We start from the raw sequence: 21,046 nt of genomic DNA, 5'->3' as shown, positions 1-21,046 counted from the left end.
CGCAGCGCCTTGTCACGCCGGTCCGTCAGCGAAAACAACCCGTGTAGCAAAATCCGACCTCCTGCGGCAATAATCGATCGGTTTGGTAATCCTGGAAGGACCCGAACCGCCGTTTCGACGGCCGGCCGATATCGTCTTCGCACGTTTGCCCAGTTCGGAAAGTTAGCGCACGAAGAAAGCGGTAAAAGAGGATTACCAAACCGCTTTATTTTTACCCCGCGGAACCGATTTTAGGCTCATCGACCTTGTGGGAACGAAACGGCCCAGCGCCCAGCAGCATGCGCTGCTCCGCACCTCGCCCGCGCGCTCCGACAGCGCTCTTCGCGCTCGCCCCCACCCCACATCCCTCGAAAACACGCGTGCCCGCCGAAACCGGCGGGCACGCGAACGCACTCGATAGAAGCAGGACCAACCGCGGTTAGGCGCCGACCAGCGTCTGCAGCGACGCGAGGAAGCTGGACATGTTGCGCCAGCACATGAACAGCGTGATCACGATGATCACCACGCCCGCGCAGTTCGCGAAGATGTGGTTTCGCCACTTGCCCAGGTCCTTGCCGTTCGCGCAGTACAGCACGAAGAACGCCATGATGGGCAGCAGGATGGCGTTCGCCGCCTGAGCCACAAGGATCAGCTCGGTGGGGCTCTTGCCCAGCGCCACAGCCATCACGCAGCCGCACACCAGCACGATGATCCAGATGAGCTTGAAACGCAGATCCTTCGTCGTCTTCTTCCAGCCCAGCACGCCGTTCACGGCATAAGCGGCCGAGAACGAAGCGGTGATGGCGCTGGAGAAGCCGGCGCACAGCAGACCGAGGCCGATCATCCACGTGGCCCACGAGCCAAGAAGCGGCTGCAGCGCCAGCGCCATGTCCTTGCCGTTCGTCACCACGGTGTCGGTGCCGTAAATGTTGGCGGCGGCGCAGATGAGGATGGCCATGGAGATGATGCCGCCCAGACCGATGCTCAGCACCGTGTCGAAGCGGGCGTCGGACACCTGCTCGGGATCCTTGAAACGCTCGGAGGCGCCGGAGGCGTGCAGGAACAGGTTGTACGGCACGATGGTGGTACCGATGAGGCCCACCGCCGTGAGGATGCCCTTCGATCCCTCTTCGGGCAGCGTCGGCACGAACAGCCCCGTGGCAATGGCGCCCCAATCAGGGCTGGAGGCGATGGCCGTGACGAAGAACACCACGCCCATGAACACGACGATGGCCGTGAGGATAACCTCGACCACCTTATACGAGCCAATCCACATGGCGACGAACGCCAGAATACCCAGAACGATGACGATAGGGATCATCGGCACGTCGGGAAGCACAGCCTGGATGCCCAGGATGCCGCCCGTGATGTTGCCCGTCTCGTACGCGATGTTGCCCACGAAGATGGCGATGAGAACAATCACGATCGCAATCCACATAAGCGCCTTGTTGGGAATACGATCGCGGATGTTTTCACCCAGACCCTTGCCCGAAACGATGCCGACGCGCGACGCCATCTCCTGGAAGATGATGGTGGCCACCGTGGCGAACAGCAGCGCCCACAGCATGGTGTAGCCGTAGCTCGCGCCTGAAACCGTGCAGGTGGTGACGGTGCCTGGCCCGATGAAGCCTGCGGCGACCAGTGCGCCGGGCCCGACGTTCTTGAATTTCTGAACGATAGAGCTGCTCATACCCTCTCCTTTCGAATCTCTCTCGGACGGACGATTTCCTCTCGTCCTCCCATGATCCCCATTGCGCGTTTCGTCCTCGTTGCGAACGCGCTTGCTTCCATTGCCGACACGCAGGTGCGTCGAACAGATGGATGTACTTTAGCAGAATAAAGGCCGCGCGTATATGCCGAGGTTACGGAGCGGGCGCCGCTTTCGGCGACCGCAAAGCACCGTCGGCAAGGCCGCACCGGTTGCGGCCGTCGCGCTTGGCGGCGTACAGGGCTTCGTCGGCGCGGCCGTAGAGATCGTCGAACGTATCACCTGCATGCGCCAGCACAACGCCGACGCTGATCGTGGCGCGGCAGTCCGTTCCCGGATACTCATGGCGCTCTACCGCTCGCCGCAGCCGGTCGCACTTCCCCAGCACGACGTCCGTCGAGCCGACGCGGTCGAGGTACACCATGAACTCGTCGCCGCCCAAACGCCCCACCACGTCGCCGATGCGGAAGTTCTCTCGCAGGATGCGGGCGATATCGGCCAGCACGAGATCGCCCACGAGATGACCGTGCGTATCGTTCACGTCCTTGAAGCAATCGACGTCCACGACCAGCAAGGCGCCACGCTCGCCTCCCGCAAGCGCATCCAGCTGCTGCCCGATGCGCAGACGAGTAGTCTCGGAATTCAGCAAGCCCGTGAGGCTATCGCGTTCGGCGCGCGCCACGAGCTGGTCTTTCTCCCGCCGTTCTTCGTCGATGACCTCGATTTTGCCCACCGTATGCGCCACGCGCCCCGACGCGTCCTCCACCGGATCCACCGTCACGCGCAACCAATGCTCGATGCCGTCCGTATCGGGCATCCGCACTTCTTCGACGCGATGCTCTTTGCCGCCGAGGAGTTCGGCGAACGAACGCTTGCGCTCCTCGTCAAACACCGCCGGGGCGTCGCACTCGAAGGCGAACGGCTCGCTGAGCCCTTGTTGGCCTTTCCCAGGCATCGAGATGATCAGCCTTTTCGTGCGGCAATCGAACTCGAAGAAGCTGTCGTCGCACAGCGCGTACAACCGCAGGCGCTTCTTGAGGTCGAACGCGGTCTTCGCGTTGCTTCGCGCGCGCAACCCGAGAATTATCAGCACGAACAGAACCACGATCAAGCACGTTGCCGACGCCACCGCAAGCGCGATGGCCGGATTCGCATGCACGAGCTCGCCCAGATCAACCGGCCGCTCGCGCAATACGTTGCCGTTGATGACCGCCTGGCGCTCGACCTCGGTGAGCGACCCTACCGCGCGATCCACGATGCCCAGCAGCGTCGTGTCGTCCGAACGCACCACCCCCAGGCTCACGCGGCGCGGCTCGTACGTCTGGGGCGCAATGCGCACGTCGCGAAATTCCGGCGTGTTCAGGAAATACTGCGTCATGTACTCGTCCACGTACGTGTAATCCGCCTCGCCCTTGAACACCGCGCGCAAACAAGAGGCAATTGAGGGAAACTGTATCGCATCGCCCAAAAAACCGCCATCGTAGCTGCTAGAGGAGGAAATCGCCAGCCGCTTGCCCGAAATGGCGCCATCGGCAACGCTCTTGTTCGCCACGAGCACGTACGAAGCGCTCACATACGGCTGCGTCAGCGCGAGGTTTCGCTCGTTGGCCGTGGAATAGTCGCGATCGATGCCCGCGACCATGTCGATAGAGCCCGCCGCCTGCAAAGTGTCGAGAGCCTCCACCGTCTCGGCGGCAACGTATTCGAATCTCAGTCCCGTCTTCTGCGCCACGGTCTCAAGTATATCCACCGCAATGCCCTTGACCTGGCCGTCTTCTTGATATTGGTACGGCGGTTGATCGCTCAGCACGCCCACCCGCACCGGAGCAGCGCCTTCGACGAACGACTTCTCGACATCCGTTAGCAAGAACACGGGAGACGCAACGGAGAAATGCCTATCGCGCAAGCGCGCCCTGAAAAGAGGATCCACCTGGTCGATGCGGTCGAGCGCGTCGTCGAGCTCGCCGGCCAATGCACGATTATCGAGCGCTACGGCGAAATACAAAGGATGAGTTGTCATATGAACGACAGTGCGCAACCCCGTAGTATCCGACATATCGGCTGCAAGCTCCACATCGACCCGACCGTTCAGCACGGCGTCGCGCGCCTCGCCGGCATCGGCGAATCCCACCGTTTCGTAAGGGATTTCGTTCTGCGCGCAGAACGCTTCGAGGTCGCTCGCGAGAGGAGAGCCTTCGATCACCGCCACACGCAGCGGGTGATCGGAAGTCGCCTCGTCAAGAGGGTCATCGGACACTTCGGCAGCGGTTCTGAGCACCACGTTCAAGGCAGCAAAGCTGTCGCGCGTGAAGGCGAGCGACTCTCGACCCTCCTGCGTCGCCATCAAGCCGACGGCAACATCGGCATCACCCGCACCCAACAAGTCTCGCAGGGTCTTATAGGCAGCCGGACCCGAGCCTTCCACCGGAACGAACTCGTACGACCATCCCGTATACTGCGCCAAACGTTCGAAATACTCGTAGGTGTACCCCACAAACGCCCCCGACTCGTCTGCCGGCGACATCGGCTCCTGCTGCACGTACGCGACGCGAATGACGCGAGCAGAATCGGAAGGCGCTTCGTCGGCGTACGCCCGTGCAGGATCGAAAACGGAAGGAAGAGCGCCGAAAACCAGCAGCAGAAGAAAGGTCGCGAGCGAAAACACGGCAAGAACGGCCCGCCAAGGGCCGCATTCAGATCGCGTTTCCTCTTCTTGCCCCAATCCCCCGCTCGCTTCCCCTCGTAAATGCTGTCATTATACTCCCCTTGACTCGATCCTGTCTCACATTCCCTCCTCACCCGAGCGTTCGATGAGGTCGATCACCTCGTCGCGCGAGTGCACGTCAAGCTTCTGGTAGATGGACTTGATGTGGTACTTCACCGTGTTCTCCGATACTACCAGCTTCTCGGAAATCGCGCGCGCGGTGCGCCCTTGCCCCAGATGCACGAGGATCTCCGACTCGCGCGGCGTAAGCCCGTGCGCCTCCGCCACATGCGCGCAGCGCGCCTCCAGCGCGTCGCCCTGCTGCTCGGCGGCGGGCGCCCCTTCCTCGGCCACGGCGTCGAAGCCGCGCAGGGTCTTGTCTTTGAACAGAAACAGCGACACCATCGCCAGCAGATAGATGGCAACCAGCGCCACCGCCGTCAGCGCGATGTCGCCCTGCCCTAGCGTATGCGCATTCAACATGCCAACGAGGGCGCCGGCCATCTGCGCGGCGTTCGTGCACACAAGCGTGCACGAGAACAGCAACGCTGCCGGCAGTTTCGTGTCGTGCACCGTATGCGCCACCATGCACCACAGGATGATCCCGGCCACCAGCGTTCCCAACTGGGCGCACGCGTTCGCCAAGCCACCTGCGCCGTTCCAGATGAGCGGCAGCAGCAAAAAGCCCGCCGCCGACAGCGGAAGCGCCATACGGTACACCGACCCCAAACCAGGCTGGCTCTTCACCAGCAAGGCGGGCAACAACAGGGCAGCGATCACGGCAGCCTGCGTGATAAGCGCCGTGAACTGGAACGTCCCCAGCGGGATGGCCTCGGACATCGAAAGCTGCAGCATGAGACCGCTCATGAACGCCAGGATTGACGTGCCAAGCACCGGACGCCACAGCACCGACAACGCGCCCTTGAACACCGGCGCGGAGAACTCCTCGTCGATGGGCTCGCGCGCGGCGAGGCACTGGCGGCAGAACGCCACGGAAGCGAAGAACAGCAGCGCGCCCGCCGGCAGCATGAGCGCCGCTGGCAGCAGCGTGACAACGAAGTACACGATCAGGCTGAGCCCGCTACTCAAGAGCACGAACAGGTACACGCGCCGCAAATCGAACGTACCCGAGAAACGCGCCCACAACAGGTTGATCAGCGCATCGCCCGCACCGAAGCACAAACCGCCCGCCACCAGCCACGGAACCAGCTCGTTCAGCGGCACGAACTCTGCGAACCGAAAAGCCATGCGCGTGACGATGAACCCTGTCGCGGCAACGCCCGCGCACACAAGGACGACCGCCGTCGAGAACCCGCGCCCCGACCGGCGCGCCAACGCGATCATCGCCGCGTACACCACCATGCGCGCCGCGATCACCGCCACCAGGAACAGCGACTGCACGATGGCGCCCGACTCTCCCAACGAGGTGAGCACCGTCGGAGATTCGAACGACATGTAGCCGAACGTCAAATACAACGCATACCCGCTCATGAACACGACGTCGCGCGCTCTCATGCCCGTGAACAGATCCTTCAAACAGCTCATCGGCCCCTACCCTCCGTCTGCTTCCTCGCCAGTATATCCCATCGAAAAGGATTCGTCCCCGGCTCATGGTTCGAGCCCCAACACAGCCCCCGCCACGGCAAACGCGTACGCATACACCGTTCCATCAGGCATCCTATCCGATACCCTACCCGTATCAGGTGGGCTTCTCACCGGCCTAAACGCAAAAAACCACCCGCCCGCAGGTGTGGCGGGCAGGCTCGCGGGCGCGTATGGTTGGCAGCGCAGGGGAGGATTCCATACCGGAAATCCTCGCGATGAAGCGGGCAGCGGAAAACCAACCCGCTTCTCATCGAAAGGAGAGAGGGACATGAAAGAAACCAGACTGAGTCGTCGCGCATTCCTGGGCTTGGGAGCCACCGCAGCCGTCGCCGCTGGAGCCGCCGGCTTGGCCGGCTGCGCTCCGCAGCAGAGCGCCGGCACCGCATCCGCCGAGGGCGACGGCAGCCCGAACGGCGGCAGCGCGTCGAGCGTCTCCCCCACCAAATACACCCCCGACTTCCTCACGCCCCCGCCGGTCCCCACCGACGTCAAGGAGGAGAAGGACTGCGACGTGCTGGTCATCGGCATGGGCATCGCCGGCACCGCCGCGGCGAAGGAAGCCGCCGAAGCCGGCAAGAAGGTCATCGTGCTGGAAAAGCAGCCGGAAGACAGCTACTCGGTCATCTCCATGGCCGGCGACTTCGGCGTCGTGGGATCCCAAATCCAGAAGGACCTGGGCATCGAGTGGGCTCCGAAAGAGGACATCTTCAACGAGTTCGTCAAGGAGACGGGCGGTCGCTGCGACACCTGGATGATGAACTACTGGTACGACCACTCGGGCGAGGATTTCGACTGGTTCATCGAGGGCGCCGACTACGAAGTGCTGGAATCCACCGCGGCCAACCGCAAGACGGACAAGCCGAACTTCATCCGCCCGAAGTGCTTCCCGCCGCTGGAAACCTACAACTACAAGGAAGAAGTCTACCCCTACTTCCACGGCACCATCACCACGAACCCGAACATGCAGTGGGCGTGCGAAGCAGCGTTCAACGCAGCCGTGGCCGGCGGCGCCGAGCTGATCTACAATGCCGAGGGCGAGCAGCTGATCGTGGAGAACGACAAGGTTGTGGGCGCGTACGCGAAGACGCCCGACGGCTATCTTAAGGTGAACGCCAAGGCCGTGGTGCTGTGCTGCGGCGACTACGGCGCGAACCCCGAGATGCGCCACTACTACGCGCCGTGGACCGAGGAGTTCATGGGCGGCGTCGATGACGGCCGCGGCCAGCTCATGGGCATCTGGGCCGGCGGCTGGATGGAGCTGGGCCCCCACGCGCCGATGACCCACCACATGGGCGGATCGCTTGGCGTCGACAGCTTCCTGCAGCTGAACATGGAGGGCAAGCGCTTCATGAACGAGGACGTGCCCGGCCAGAACATCGCCGCCGAGCACACGCGCCAGCCCGTCGCGAAGGACCCCGAGCTGGCGAAGGCCGGCGTGAAGGCGTGGCAGATCTTCGACAGCAAGTGGCCCGAGCAGATCATCCACATGCCCGACGGTCACGGCTACACCACCTACTTCGTGCCGGATGACCAGGCCGCCGAGTACGAGACCGTGCTCTCGGGCTTCGGCTTGGGCTACACGACGCAGGCCATGGTGGACGAGCGCACCGACGTCATCGCGAACTCCCTGGAGGAGCTGGCCGAGAAGACCGGTCTGCCCCTGGAAACGATGAAGGCCGAGATCGAGCGCTACAATGAGCTGTGCCACAAGGGCATCGACGAGGACTTCGGCAAGATGTCAAAGCGCATGTTCCCGGTGGAGAACCCGCCGTACTACGCGTGCAAGTTCGGCAACGCGGGCATGCTGGTCATGTTCGGCGGCCTGGAGTGCGACCACGAGCTGCGCGTCACCAAGGACGGCACGAACGATCCCATCCCCGGCCTGTACGTGGCGGGCAACACGATGGGCCGCCGCCTGCTGGTGGATTACCCCGTCGTGGTGGCCGGCATCAGTCTGGGCAGCGCGCTCACCTTCGGCCGCCTGGCCGGCAAGAACGCCGCCGCGGCAGTGTAGGCAACCCCTACGCGAGGCGTTTCCCTCCTCCCTTCCAGACGCCTCGAGAAGAAGCGCCCTCCCCTTCCCGGGAGGGCGCTTCTGTGTCTGCAGAAAGGCGGGTGTGTCAAGGGGACGGGTCATTTGACACACCCGCCTTACCGCTACTGTGTCGTGTCAGTGTGTCAAATGACCCGTCCCCTTGACAAAATGCCCCGTCCCCTTGACACAGTCACACGTCCATACTGCTATGACATCTTCCAGAAGTCCTGAACCAATGCTTGGCGGTTCGCTTGACCGGTTTTCTGAAGGATGTTGTGCACGTGCACTTTCACGGTGCTCAGTGCCAGATGCATGGACGACGCGATGTTCTGGTTGTCGTTGCCCAGCAGCACGTAGCGCAGCACCTCGCATTCGCGCTCGGACAGCTGGTGGCGCTTGCCGTACATCATGAGGTTGTCGTCTATGAGCTCTTCCTGTCGCCCTCCGCCGCGCATGGGCGGTCGGTCGAAGCGCAGCGACAAAACCCGGAACGCGTCGCGGCACGCGAAGAACGCGCAGCACAGCATCAGCGCGTTCTCGGCGAAGTTGCGCTCGGGAGCGTACGCGCGCGGCCCGATGAAGATAGGATCGGGCAGCAGGAACACCAACGCGTCCTCCACCACCACGGACAGCCCCAAAAACCACAGCGCCCCGTACAGACCCAAATGACGTCGAAGGCGGGCACGCTCGGCGGCGTCCTTCGACCTCAAGTACCATGCCCCGGCGAAAGCCAGCATCCAGAACAGGTACAACGCTCTCGGACTGTAGAACGCGAAACTTCGCAAGCCGCCTTCGGGCACGATCAGAAGCACCGCGACGCTGGCCGCAACGAACACGACCGCCGGAATCACTTTGAGCGCCTTGCGCGTCTCGCCCACGTAATCGCACACCAGCAACCAAAACGACGTGAGGAACCCGCAACCGGCCAACACCATCAGCAGCGACATGATCAGCGCATACGCAGGCCCAACTCCGGCATCGGCACCGGTGAAGAAATCTCGTTGAAACACCCATGCCACATCGAAGAAATAGAACAGAAAACCAAAGGAGGCGTACAGCATCGTTCGCTTCCTTGAAACAAGGTAAGCAGACAAACACGTGGCCGATGTCAGAATGGATCCTAACAGCACGAAAAGCGTGTAATGGAAGAGCACGAAACCCACGGAGCGGCACCTCTCTCAAACGCGAAGCGACTGCCTAAACCTTCCTCCCATGATACACGAAACAACCGCTCTGGGAATCGGGCGCGACGCCCTCTACTTTCGGCCTGCGAGCGCTGCATTTTGCGATCAAGGCTGCGACCAGCAGTTTAGTAGAGGTTTATCGACCCGTTTCCCGACGGTAAACCTTCTTTGTTTGCCGGTAAACCTCGTTTACATCTTTTCTTCACTATCGGGTTGGAGCATGGTGGTGTCAACGCGCCGAACGGCATAAAGGACCGCACGGCGACTTGGCGAAGATCGGTTCCCTGCGGAACCGACGTAAAGGAAGAAGGAGGGTTGCACATGTCAGGAGTGAACGTCAAGAGCGAGATCAAGCCCTTGAAGAAAGTCCTGCTGCACCGCCCGGGAAAAGAGCTTCTGAACCTGACGCCGAACACGCTCGAAGAGCTGCTGTTCGACGACATCCCGTTCTTGAAGGTCGCCCAGGAGGAGCATGACGCGTTCGCGCAGGCTCTGCGCGACAACGGCGTCGAAGTGTTTTACCTGGAAGACCTCATGGCTGAGGTTCTCGAGGCCAACCCCGAGCTGCGCGAGCAGTTCCTCAAGCAGTGGATCGAAGAGGCCGGCATCCGCACGGACCGCTACCAGAAGATCATCTTCGACTACATGCAGGAGAACTATCCCGACGCCAAGGACTTCGTGCTGAAGACGATGGAGGGCATCAACCTCACCGAGCTGCACACCGACAAGTCCAACTCGCTGGTGGACCTGGTTTCCGAGTCTTCCAAGATGGTCATCAAGCCCATGCCGAACCTGTACTTCACCCGCGACCCGTTCGCGATGATCGGCAACGGCGTGTCCATCAACCGCATGTACTCCGAGACCCGCAACCGCGAGACCATCTACGGCGAGTACATCTTCGCGCATCATCCCATGCTGAAGGGCACCCCCGAGTACTACAGCCGCTACAACACGTTCCACATCGAGGGCGGCGACATCCTCAACATCAACGACAAGGTGCTGGCCATCGGCATTTCCCAGCGCACCGAGCCCGATGCCATCGATGCCATCGCGAAGAACATCTTCAACGATCCGACGAGCCCCATCGAGACCATCCTGGCGTTCAACATCCCGAACTCCCGCGCCTTCATGCACCTCGACACCGTGTTCACGCAGATCGACACGGACAAGTTCACCATCCATCCCGGCATCATGGGCCCGCTGACCGTCTTCGAGATCACCGCTGCGGGCGAGGGAATCAAGGTCAAGGAAGTGAACGGCACGCTGGAGAGCATCCTGGAGACCTACGTCGGTCATCCCGTCGAGCTCATCCCCTGTGGCGGCGGCGACCGCATCGCGGCCGAGCGCGAGCAGTGGAACGACGGCTCGAACACGCTGTGCATCGCCCCGGGCAAGATCGTGGTGTACGAGCGCAACGACGTCACGAACAAGGTGCTGCGCGACAAGGGCCTCGACCTCATCATCGTCCCGTCCGCCGAGCTGTCCCGCGGCCGTGGCGGCCCGCGCTGCATGAGCATGCCCATCGAGCGCGAGGACTAAGCTTTTCCATCGCCAACAGCGGTTGCGCGCGATTCGCTCCGCGCAACCGCCTCCTTTCCCCAGGCGCCCCCTGTGCTGAATCCGGTCCCAAATGGCGAACGAGAACCGGGTTCAGCACAGGGGGCGTTCTAAGTTTTTCAGCAGCAGGCGGGCAACGGCGCGGGGCGATTCGGGATTCTGGCCGGTGATGATCCTTCCGTCCTGAATGGCGTGCTCGGCGAACGGGCGTTTCTTGCGAAACACGGCTCCATGCGCTTTCGCCACCTGCTCGTTCCAGAATGGGATAACAGCGCTTTTACCGCTGAGGCGCTCCTCCATCGCGGTAAAACCCGTGATGCTCTTTCCCTCGATCAGGTATCTGGAACCTTCCTTCACGTACAGCAGCCCGGCGATGCCATGGCACACCGTGGCGAGGTAGCCGCCGTTGCCGTACACCTCCAAGCAGAGCCGTTCAAGACCCTCGCTGCTGGGAAAATCCCACATCACGCCATGACCGCCCGTGTAATACAGAGCGACGTACTCGCCAGGATCCACATCGTCGGGATGCATCGAATGCGCAAGAGCTCTCTCCTGGAAGTCACGCGTGCGGTACAGCGCGAACGCAGCGCGATCGACGTACGCAGGCTTCATGCTGCGCGGGTCGAGCGGCACGTAGCCGCCCTTGGGGCTGACGAAATCCACCGCATATCCGCGCTGAATCGCCTCGTCCATGAACTCCGCAGCCTCCCCCAACCATAGCCCCGTGGCGACATTCCTCTCCCCGTACGCAGCAGTGTTGGTCAGGACAATCAGAATCTTCTTCACAGCGCGCTCCTCATCGACACCGTCACTGCGTCCGAGCATACGACGGGCGCTGCTCGAAGATCGCGTTCGCCGTCATCCGTAAGTGCCGCGTCGCCAAACGGCATCCAGGATGCCATGATGCATCGCCCCTGTTCAAATAGCATGTAAAGAACTTTTGACAGAGTATGCCGGAGATGGAACGCCCTGCGTCAAGGCCATTTGATGGTACACTTTGCCGCGTCATGGCAACCTATGATCAACGAAGGGAAACGCATGGAGCTCGGCAGTCAGATCAAACGTCATCGGACGGAACGAGGGCTCTCGCAAGACGACCTCGCCGCGAAGATCTACGTTTCGCGCCAGACCGTCTCAAGCTGGGAGAACGACAAAACCTACCCCGATGTGGAAAGCCTGCTGCTGCTCAGCGTCCTCTTCGACGTTACAGTCGACGAACTGATCAAAGGAGACGTGGAAGCCATGAAGGAAGCAATCTCGAACGACTACAAGAAGATGATGGCCTTGACCTGGGCAGGTTTCGGCATCGTTATTCTGGGAGTCGCGGCCGCCATCACAGGCATCAGCTGGTGGGGCTGGGACGCCGTGCCGTCCGGCATTATCGGCCTGTTGATATGGGGCTTCGGAATGGTGCTACTCGCTCGCGTGGAGCGCATCAAGAAAGAGCACGATCTGGTAACCTATCACGAGATTCTCGCATACTCGAAGGGCGAGCCCGTCGATCGCAGCAATCCGCGCAGCCAGCGTGCCCGTCGGCATCCCGTGCTCAGGGGCGTGATCCTCACACTAGTTTCCGCCATCGTCGGTGCCCTCGCCGGATACTTTGTCTACAAGTTCGGCATCTTCGGATAGCGAGCGCGCAAACGATTTGCACAAGCCATCGACATGCTTTGTCGATGGCTTTTATATATGACTATTTTAATAATGGACAAAAAGCGCCACTTTTCTTTATGTTTCTATGAGAATATATGAAGCGACAACTCTTTCACCAGGCGTTTTCTAAAACACGATGTGCGGCCTATCCGATTTCCCGGCAAAACCTACGGAAAAGTGCCCACTTTTGTCCATGACTTTATCAATCATATTTACAGGCGCCTGCACTATACAGGTAAGGGGCCCGAAGTTCAGGCCCCTTACCTGCTTTTCTACCACCAGCCGTTACTGGTTGCTCTTCGCCTTCGTCTGGACCTTCTCGCCCTTGTCGACGGCGGAGCGGCCGCCATGGTTGAAGCCGGTCTGGATGACGCCCTGGGTGTTGCCGGTGACGAACTTCGCCTTGTTCAGCGTGTCCATCTCCTTCTTCATGTCCTCCACCAGCTTGATGCACAGCTGCATGGAGAAGTCGGCGCGCGCCACGACGCGCTGGACGGTGGTGTCCTGCATGTCGGCGGGCATCGGGTACGCCGGCACCAGCCAGCCGCTCATGCGCAGACGGTCGGACAGGTCGTACAGCGACCACTCCACGTCGGCGTCGTCCTTCAAGCCCCAGCACACGATGGGAATGTGCGACGCGTCCTCGTAGATCTCGAAGATGCCCATCTCCTTGAGCTCGGCGGCCAGGTAGCGCGCCACGTCGAGCGTGCGCTCCTGGATCTCCTTGAAGCCCTCGAAGCCGTTGCGCATCAGCACGTAATACTGACCCACGATCTGCGACGCGGAGCGCGAGAAGTTGATGGCCATGGTGGCTTCCTCGCCGCCCAGGTAGCTCACCCAGAAGATCAGGTCCTCGGGCAGCGCCTCCTTGCTGCGCCACACCACCCAGCCGATGCCGGGGTACACGAGACCGTACTTGTGGCCGGAGCAGTTGATGGACCACACGTTCTTCAGCTGGAAGTCCCACACCAGGTCGGGCTCCACGAACGGGGCGAACATGCCGCCCGACGCGCCGTCCACGTGAATGCGGATGGGCAGCTTCGGATGCTCCTGGTTGTACGCCTCCACCAGCTCGTCGAGCTTCTGCACGTCGTCGAACTTGCCGGTGTACGTGATGCCGAGGATGGCCGTGATGCCGATGGTGTGGTCGTCCACGTAGTCCATGACCGTGTCCATGTTCAGCGACAGGTGGTCCTTCTCAAGCGGCACAAGGCGCATCTCGATGTCCCAATAGCGGCAGAACTTCTCCCAGCATACCTGGTAGCCCGCGGAAATCACCAGGTTCGGACGCTGCTCGGTGTAGATGTCGATGCCCGCGTCCTTCGCCAGCTTCTTCCAGCGGAACAGCATGCCCAAACCGCCCAGCATGCACGCCTCGGACGAGCCGACGGTGGACGTGCCCATGGGCTCCTCGTCGGGGTTCGCGTGCCACAGGTCGCCGATCATGGCGACGCAGCGGTTCTCGAGGTCGGCCGTCATGGGGTACTCGTCCTTGTCGATGGCGTTCTTCTCCATCGTCTCGGCCATGATCTTCGTGGCCATGGGCTCCATGTACGTCTGGCAGAACGTGGTGAGGTTCTGCGTGGCGTTGCCCTCGATGGACAGGTACTCCTTGATCATCTCGTACGTGATGCGCGGCTCGACCGGCTGGGCGTTCATCTTGAGACGCGGCATGGCCACGTCGGACGCCTCGGAGCCGAAGATGGGCGTCGAGTACTTGGTGCCCTCGTCCATGCTGTCGAGGATCTTGCTGGTAGATGTCTGTTCCTTCATGAAAACCTCCTGTTTCGAAGTTTGATACCTGGTTGTTCGCTGCGCGCTAGCGGGCCGGCTTGTCGGTGTCGATGCCCGTCTCGCGCTGCGGATCGGGCGTATCGGGGTCGGCCTGGGGAACGCCCTGCCCGACCACGCCCTCCGTCACGCTGGAGCGCAAGCTGGGGTCGCCTTCCACCGTGCGGTCGATCAGATCGTCGCGCACGTCGGCGGCATCGGCCGCAGGCCTTTCGGCGCCGGAGCTGGAAGCCGCATGCCGCGAAGCGGAATCCTCGTCCGAGACGTCGCACGGAACCGGCATAGGGTTCTGCGGCGTGGGCACGCCGCAGGCCGGAGGCTGGGACATCTCGTGCGCACGGCCTTCGTCCACGGTAGGCGTGCGCAGCGGGACGGGGGCACCGTGCGGATCCTTCGCGTCCACAGGAATGGGTCCCGGCGGGCGGCTGGTCACGCCGACCACCACGCTGGAAATGCCCTGCGCCACGCGCTCGCTCAGACCGCCGCCAGCAACCGCGCCGCTTGCTCCGGCCGATCGCGGCGTGCCCGAAGCGTCACGCGGGCCGCCCATCGCGTCGCGGGCCTTCGTGCGCTTGTTGATGGGGCCCGAGGTGCCCGCATCGGTGCGGACATGAGCGCCCTGTTCGGGAGCCGCGGGACGCGCGGGCATGGCAGCGCCCGAAGGCGCGGCAACCGTCGCCCCTACCGGCACGACAGGCTTCGGCTCCCAACGATGACGCAACGCGTATATGATGAAGGGGATAGCCACCGATATCGCGAACGCCACGCCCAGCGTCGCCTGGTACACCGCGTTCGACTGCGCGTCCAGGTTCGACGACGGGAAGAACGAGATGATCAACGTCGCCACGGTCATGATGAGGCCGACGCCCGCCACGATGGCCTTGAACGGCGTGCCGCCGGGCAGCTGGAACGAGCGCTGCAGGTTCTTCTTCTTGAAGATCAGATAGAAGTACCCGAGGAAGAACAGCACGTATCCCACCAGGTAGATGACCACGGTCAGACCGATGGCCGTCAGGTAGCCCACCGACGAGCTGGATCCGCCGGACAGCGCGATGGATCCGCACAGCACCGCGTCCCACACCGTGACGATGACGGCTTGGATGACCACCGTCTTCACCGACACGCCGTGCTTGTTAACCTTCTTGAACGACGGGGGCAGGATGCCGTCGTGCGCCGTATCAAGCAGCGCGCGCGACGGGCCCACGATCCACGCCGAGATCTCGGCAAGCACGCCCAGCGCCAGCAACAGCGCCACCACGAACACGATCCAGCTCATAGACGGGCCGATGTGCTGCACGAAGATGGCGCGGAACGCCTCGATCACGCCGAACGACAGGTTGCCGTCCAGAACCGACGCCGGAAGCGTCGTGGCCACGGCCAAGCCGCCCAGCGCGTCCAGCGCGATGGTGAGGATTGCCAGCACGATCATGGCAAGCGGGTAGTTGCGGTTCGGGTTCTTCAGCTCGTTCACATGCGAAGCGGAAGCCTCCACGCCCATGTACGCCAGGATGAACGACGCGAAGATGACCAGCGTGTCCACCTTGCCGAAGTCGGGCACGAACGTGGCCGCGTCCATCTTGATCTGCGAGACGCCGCCCGTGGCGAAGTAGATCACCAAGCCCACCAGCAGCACTAGCACGGGCACGATGATGCCGCCCACGAAGCCCACCTTCGAGATGCGCGCCGTGTACTTCGTGCCGCCCAGCTGCGTGAGCGTGAGCAGCCACACGATGGCCGCCACGCCGAAGAACATCACCAGCGGGTTGTTGTACAGCGCGTCCCACCTGAACACGTAGGCCAGCGCCGCCAGGATGAAGAACGCCATGGTGACGAACCCAACCGTGATCTGGAACCACTGGAAGAACAGCGCGGCGAAACCCCACCGTCTGCCCAGCGTATTGCCCACCCAGGCGAAAATGCCGCCCGATTCCCATCCTTTCACCGTGGCCATTTCCGCAGCGCACAGCGCCACGGGCAAGAACCACAGGATGCCGCCGATGATCAGGAAGAACACCAGCTGGAATCCCGACGACGCAAACGACGGGTACTCGTATACCGTCATCACCATGGAAGCCGTGATGGCGAAGAATCCGAAGAACGTCAACGTGCGTTTGAACGACGGCCGGCTCACCGAGCCCACCGGGCCCGCGTCAGCCGAAGACGCCTCCGGTGCGCGACGAGTATCGCTCATGCTGCCTCAACCCCTTTCCTCACCTAGGACGCGATGTCGCGCCGCTCGCGAACACAGCGGCGCGACATCGCAATCGATGCGTTTCTTGCATCCGTTCTACCATTCAGGCTGGAAAGAAGAACGGCGACGGGAGGGCGTTCACCCTCCCGTCGCCGAAACGTGAGTTGCTGGATTACTGAGGCGCGCTACAAGCGTTAAGCTTCAGATGCCTTGATGTAGACTTCGACGGCATCGCGCAGGATATCGGACGCGAACTTGCGCACGTCGTACCCCTCGGAAATGGCGGCCACTGCCGCGCCGTCTACCACGGTGCCCACCATACGTGGCGGCATATCGATCTTTGCGCGTGCAAGGATGCGCTCGATGGCGGCATCGAGCGAAACGCGGCCCTTCTGGTAAGCCTCGGTGACCACGTCCGATTCGGCCGCGGCAATCAGCTGCCCGTAGTGAGCCGAAGGCACCACCGATTCATCGGGCAAGCAGGCGCGAATGAGCAGGTCGATTACATGACGACGACACTCTTCAGGCTCAAGGCCTTCGGCAGCCGATGCCGCTTTCTCTGCACGCTCGGCCCACAGCTGAATATTGTAGCGACCGGCCTCGTGCAGCAACTGCGTCACCGAGTCGAAGTAATATCCGACCGATGACGAGGCCGCACCGGCCCACTTCGCCACCTTGCGATACGTCACGGCTTTCGGCCCCTGCTCGCGCAACAACGCCGCCGCGGCCAGCACGAGCGACGTGCGCGTGATCTGAGCTTTCAAACACTTCGGCGTCTGCGATGTTTCAGCCATTCGTCCTCCATTGTACGGGCGGCGCGAGCACGCCGTCTCATGAGCGAACGCCGTCCGGACCAGCAGGTCTGGACGGCGCCCGTTTGTATCAGCACTATCGTCGTGCAGACCGCAGGGCCTTACACTTCGGACAGATCCTTACCCGTATGTTCGTGCGATAGTATCATCGCCACCAGCGCGACACAAGACACGCCGACCATGTACCAGGCAGGCGCGAGACCGGAGCCGGTAGCGGCGATCAGAGCAGTCGAGATGAACGAGGCGGAACCGCCGAACAGGGCGTTCGCCAAGTTGAACGACAGGGCGAAGCCGGTGTAGCGCACCGCCGTCGGGAACGTCTCGGTCAGATAGCTGGACAGCGTACCGTCGTTGATGGTAAGCGCCAGGCACAGCACCAGCTCGACGGCCAGCACCGTGAAGAATTGCGCAGTGTTCAACAGCATGAACGCCGGCACCGTCAGCACGATGAACGACACACAGGCGATGATGAGCATCTTCTTGCGCCCGAACTTATCGGACAGATGCCCCATGCCGAAGATGAACGCCACGTACGCGACCAGGCATATAGTGGTGATCAGCGACGATTCGTTCGCCGGCATCATGACCACCGTCTCCAGGTAGACCGGCAAGTACGTGAGAACCACGTAGAAGCCCACCGCGTTCAGCATGGCGGCACCGAAGGAGATGATGAGCTCCTTCGTGTGATGACGGAACAGGTCGCGGATAGGATGATTCGAGTCGTCGGTCTTGGAGATAGCAGCCTGCATCTCCTGATACGTCGGCGAATCCTCCAGCTTGGTACGAATGTAGTGAGCGACGAGACCCAGCGGTCCTGCCAACAGGAACGGGATGCGCCAGCCCCACTCGTTCACGGCTGCGTCAGGCAGGATCGTGTACATGACCGTGGCGAACGTAGAGCCCACCAACAGGCCCACGGCCGTCGAAGCAGGCACGAGCGAGCAGTACACGCCGCGCTTGTCCGAGGGAGCGTACTCAGCCAGGAACGTAGCAGCGCCGGCATACTCGCCGGAAGCCGAGAAACCCTGGATCATGCGGAGCAGCAGCAGCAAGATGGGGGCGGCGAGGCCGATGGCCAGGTAGCCCGGCAGCAAGCCGATGCAGAAGGTAGCGCCGGTCATCAGGAAGATGGACGTGGACAGGGCCCACTTGCGGCCCTTCTTGTCGCCCATGCTGCCCCAGAAGATGGCGCCGATGGGGCGCAGCAGGAACGAAAGCGCGAACACCGCGAACGTCTGCATGAGCGCAAGCGCCGGGTCGTCGCCAGGGAAGAACACGTTGGCGATGACCACTGCGAAGTACGAATAGGTTGCGTAGTCGAACCATTCGATGAAGTTCCCAAGGAACGATGAAACGGCTACTTTTCTGATAGTGGAACGTTGGTCGTTAGATCCCATGGTAATCCCCTAAGAAATTAGCAGCTTCGTTAGAAGTACACGCAAGCTGTCGGCGTATCTGGTGCTCCAAAAGAAGCCCCTTTCGATAGTCGGAAAACGCCTTAACCTGAGGTTATCATACCGCAAAAACGGCAATACGAGGTAAACCTGTAACCTTTTATATGCGTTTGAACCGTCGAGAGCCCTGCCCCGAAAAGGCGTGGAGCCCGTTTTGCAGCAAACGGGCTCCACCTAAAATGCCTCGTGAAACGCATAATTTTGGACGTGCTGCGTTCTCGCTGACAGGCCGTAGGGCAACCCGAAGGTTCAACCGCAAAAGACGATCAGTACTCGTCGAGCATATCCACCTGGGCCTTGCTGGCGCGCATGATGAAGCTGTGCTTGGCCTTCTGACCGCCCTGCGCCAGCTTGCGCAGGATGAAGCGCTTGAGGCGCGGGTAGTCGCTCATGCCGTACCAGGCGAACGCGGTGCCGCCCGTGTAGGCCTCCACGATGCTGTGGACGGGCAGGCCGGCGTCGCGCTTCGCGTCGAGGGCCAGGTACTCCTGGATCTCGGCCGCGCACACGTCGCGGATGACCTCGGCGCTGATCTCCAGGTCGCGCGCCAGCTGCCTGAGCTGGTAGGCAACCTCCGCGTCGTCGGCGTGCGGGAAGTACGTCACGTCGTAGGTCACCGCGGACAGCCCGGACGCCTTGGCGAAGCCCAGCAGCTTCTCCAGCGACAGCATCTGCACGTGGTCCTCCGTGCGCTCGGCGATGTCGAGCTCGGCCGGGAAGCCCTGGACGCCGCTCTTCTCGAACACGGCGAGCAGCTCCTCCTCGTTCAACGGCGCTTCGAACTCGATTTCAGTGGCAACATGGGTCAGGTTGCTCGTGATCTTCATGAATCACACCCCTTCCTTTCCGGTTATGGATTACCGCTTCTCAGCGGAAAGGCGTGCGCCCGAGAACCAGGCGCACGCCGCCAAACCTACTGCAGGTGCTCCTTGACTTCTTCCTCTTCCAAGCGAGCGGCAAGATTCTCGCAAATCTCCTCTTCTTTTCTCATCTTGCGAGCGGAAAGCATGCCCTTGATAGAGGGGATAGCGCCGCCGCCGATGATGAGAATGCCACCGAGAATCGTGTTAACCGTCAGGGCCTCGCCGAACACGACCAGACCCACGAAGATGGCCACGGGAACTTCCCAGTACGCAATGGTGCCGTAGTCAGCAGCCGGCAGGTTGCGGCCAGCCACCAGCAAGAAGCCCAGAGCCACAGGACCGCAGATGACCCACAAAAGCAGGGCACCGATCCAGTTGAATGCGGTGAAGTGGATGTTGAGAGCCCAGTTCTCCATGCCGGGGTTTGCACCGAGCGAGTTCAGGACGACGGTGATAACACCAGCGCCCAGGACGGCGAAGATGAAGTTCCACACACCACGAGCCGTGGTGTCGGCGTCCTTACGGTAGCCGTTGAAGAACATCGAAGCGCCGTAGAAGAAGCCGGAAGCCAGGCCGAAGGCGTCGCCGAGACCCTTCTGCGGGAACTCAGGCGTAGACGGAACCAGGTTGAAGTCTACGAAGAAGCCAGACTCGTTGAAACCCATCAGGTTGTTGCCGAACAACATGCCGATGAACACCGCAACCAGGCATACCCACTGTAAAGCAGACATGGGTTCCTTGCGGAAGATGCGCGCGAGCACTACGCAAACGACAGGACCGATGTAGATGAACAGAACAGCGTTCGAGATGGTGGTCAACAGCGTAGACGTCACGTAGCACGCCAGCGACATGCCGATCATCAAGCCGCCCAACGCGATGGCCGGCGTCAGCTTGAGTTTCTTGAACGTCTCTACCTTGCCCGTAGCGAACATGATGACGACGAAGAACAGCACGCCCATGCTCATGCGGCCCACGGCCATCAAAGCACCGATGGAGTCGCCAGCGTTCAGACCCAGCGCCCCGTCGAACATGTCCGTACGAGTTGCCCAGCGGCTGAACAGGGGCACCAAGCCCATGCCCGTCGCCGAGATCAGCATGGCAATGGTGCCAAGACCGATCTTCATCTCGTAGCCGGTCGAGCCGTCATCGGCTGTCGCGGTCTTGATTTCCTTGTTAGCGTTGTCTGCCATTGGTCCTCCTTAAACCAGTAGCAAAAAAGAGTATGCCCCACCTAACCCCCTGTCAGAGGGGTTTTCTTGTCATGCAAGATCGAATGCGAAACGATTGGAGTCTTACCTTTGATCCTACATGACCGATCTGTTTGTGCGTGATAATTGGATTATGAAAAGGAAAAGGGGATCCGGAATGCCTTGCAAACCGAATCCCCTTTCTTTTTACGAAGTGACGATGCCTGTCTGTGACAAGTAGGTCAAGCTACGCGACTAGTCGTTCCACATCTCCGGGCGAACCAGGGTCGGGTCGGCGACGCGGTTCGGGAAGTAGTCGAGGC

General features: G+C 61.6%; 14 protein-coding genes. 3 read left to right on the top strand and 11 right to left on the bottom strand.

The genetic code is table 11. The features are described from left to right. Positions 1-418: 418 nt before the first annotated feature. From GT590_RS13195 to GT590_RS13185, 3 genes are all read right to left on the bottom strand, one after another. The gene (locus tag GT590_RS13195; protein ID WP_009305739.1) at positions 419-1,669 is read right to left on the bottom strand and encodes an Nramp family divalent metal transporter; all 1,251 of its coding nucleotides are present in this window, start codon (positions 1,667-1,669) and stop codon (positions 419-421) included. A 172-nt stretch (positions 1,670-1,841) separates the two neighbouring features. Then, positions 1,842-4,352, bottom strand: a complete 2,511-nt coding sequence (locus GT590_RS13190; protein WP_057385038.1) for a transporter substrate-binding domain-containing protein — start codon at positions 4,350-4,352, stop codon at positions 1,842-1,844. A gap of 117 nt (positions 4,353-4,469) precedes the next feature. Beyond that, positions 4,470-5,936, bottom strand: a complete 1,467-nt coding sequence (locus GT590_RS13185; protein ID WP_021409880.1) for a helix-turn-helix transcriptional regulator — start codon at positions 5,934-5,936, stop codon at positions 4,470-4,472. Between the two features lie 328 nt (positions 5,937-6,264). On the opposite strand from GT590_RS13185, the gene GT590_RS13180 reads away from it, so the two are divergent. Next, positions 6,265-8,010, top strand: coding sequence for an FAD-dependent oxidoreductase (locus GT590_RS13180; RefSeq protein ID WP_009305736.1), 1,746 nt, complete (start codon positions 6,265-6,267; stop codon positions 8,008-8,010). Positions 8,011-8,237: 227 nt separating this feature from the next. Here GT590_RS13180 and GT590_RS13175 read toward each other — a convergent pair whose 3' ends face one another. Then, on the bottom strand, positions 8,238-9,092 hold the full coding sequence (locus GT590_RS13175) for a helix-turn-helix transcriptional regulator (RefSeq protein WP_021409887.1): 855 nt from the start codon (positions 9,090-9,092) through the stop codon (positions 8,238-8,240). 444 nt (positions 9,093-9,536) lie between these two features. On the opposite strand from GT590_RS13175, the gene arcA reads away from it, so the two are divergent. After that, positions 9,537-10,754: an arginine deiminase gene (gene arcA / locus GT590_RS13170; RefSeq protein WP_009305734.1), complete on the top strand. Its 1,218-nt coding sequence runs from the start codon at positions 9,537-9,539 to the stop codon at positions 10,752-10,754. Positions 10,755-10,865: 111 nt separating this feature from the next. On the opposite strand, the gene GT590_RS13165 is transcribed toward arcA, so the two are convergent. After that, positions 10,866-11,558, bottom strand: a complete 693-nt coding sequence (locus GT590_RS13165) for a type 1 glutamine amidotransferase domain-containing protein (protein ID WP_175282522.1) — start codon at positions 11,556-11,558, stop codon at positions 10,866-10,868. Between the two features lie 252 nt (positions 11,559-11,810). Here GT590_RS13165 and GT590_RS13160 point away from each other — a divergent pair, with 252 nt between their 5' ends. Next, the gene (locus GT590_RS13160; protein ID WP_021409885.1) at positions 11,811-12,404 is read left to right on the top strand and encodes a helix-turn-helix transcriptional regulator; all 594 of its coding nucleotides are present in this window, start codon (positions 11,811-11,813) and stop codon (positions 12,402-12,404) included. A gap of 306 nt (positions 12,405-12,710) precedes the next feature. On the opposite strand, the gene GT590_RS13155 is transcribed toward GT590_RS13160, so the two are convergent. The 6 genes from GT590_RS13155 to GT590_RS13130 form a co-directional block, all read right to left on the bottom strand. Beyond that, a complete protein-coding gene (locus tag GT590_RS13155) occupies positions 12,711-14,198 on the bottom strand; it encodes a glutamate decarboxylase (RefSeq protein WP_009305731.1) in 1,488 nt (495 codons plus the stop codon). A gap of 46 nt (positions 14,199-14,244) precedes the next feature. Further along, a complete protein-coding gene (locus GT590_RS13150; RefSeq protein WP_161171157.1) occupies positions 14,245-16,407 on the bottom strand; it encodes an amino acid permease in 2,163 nt (720 codons plus the stop codon). A 194-nt stretch (positions 16,408-16,601) separates the two neighbouring features. Further along, positions 16,602-17,201, bottom strand: a complete 600-nt coding sequence (locus tag GT590_RS13145; RefSeq protein WP_161171156.1) for a TetR/AcrR family transcriptional regulator — start codon at positions 17,199-17,201, stop codon at positions 16,602-16,604. Between the two features lie 119 nt (positions 17,202-17,320). Then, on the bottom strand, positions 17,321-18,616 hold the full coding sequence (locus tag GT590_RS13140; protein ID WP_009305728.1) for an MFS transporter: 1,296 nt from the start codon (positions 18,614-18,616) through the stop codon (positions 17,321-17,323). A gap of 323 nt (positions 18,617-18,939) precedes the next feature. Continuing rightward, positions 18,940-19,500, bottom strand: a complete 561-nt coding sequence (locus GT590_RS13135) for a hypothetical protein (protein WP_021409027.1) — start codon at positions 19,498-19,500, stop codon at positions 18,940-18,942. Positions 19,501-19,586: 86 nt separating this feature from the next. Then, positions 19,587-20,726 (bottom strand): DMT family transporter, encoded by a 1,140-nt coding sequence (locus tag GT590_RS13130; protein ID WP_009305726.1) that lies wholly within the window; start codon positions 20,724-20,726, stop codon positions 19,587-19,589. Positions 20,727-21,046: the final 320 nt, after the last annotated feature.

It is taken from the genome of Eggerthella sp. BIOML-A1 (genome assembly GCF_009875595.1).
GTDB classification, from domain to species: Bacteria; Actinomycetota; Coriobacteriia; order Coriobacteriales; family Eggerthellaceae; genus Eggerthella; species Eggerthella lenta.
This window is presented reverse-complemented; position numbering and strand designations above follow the sequence as displayed.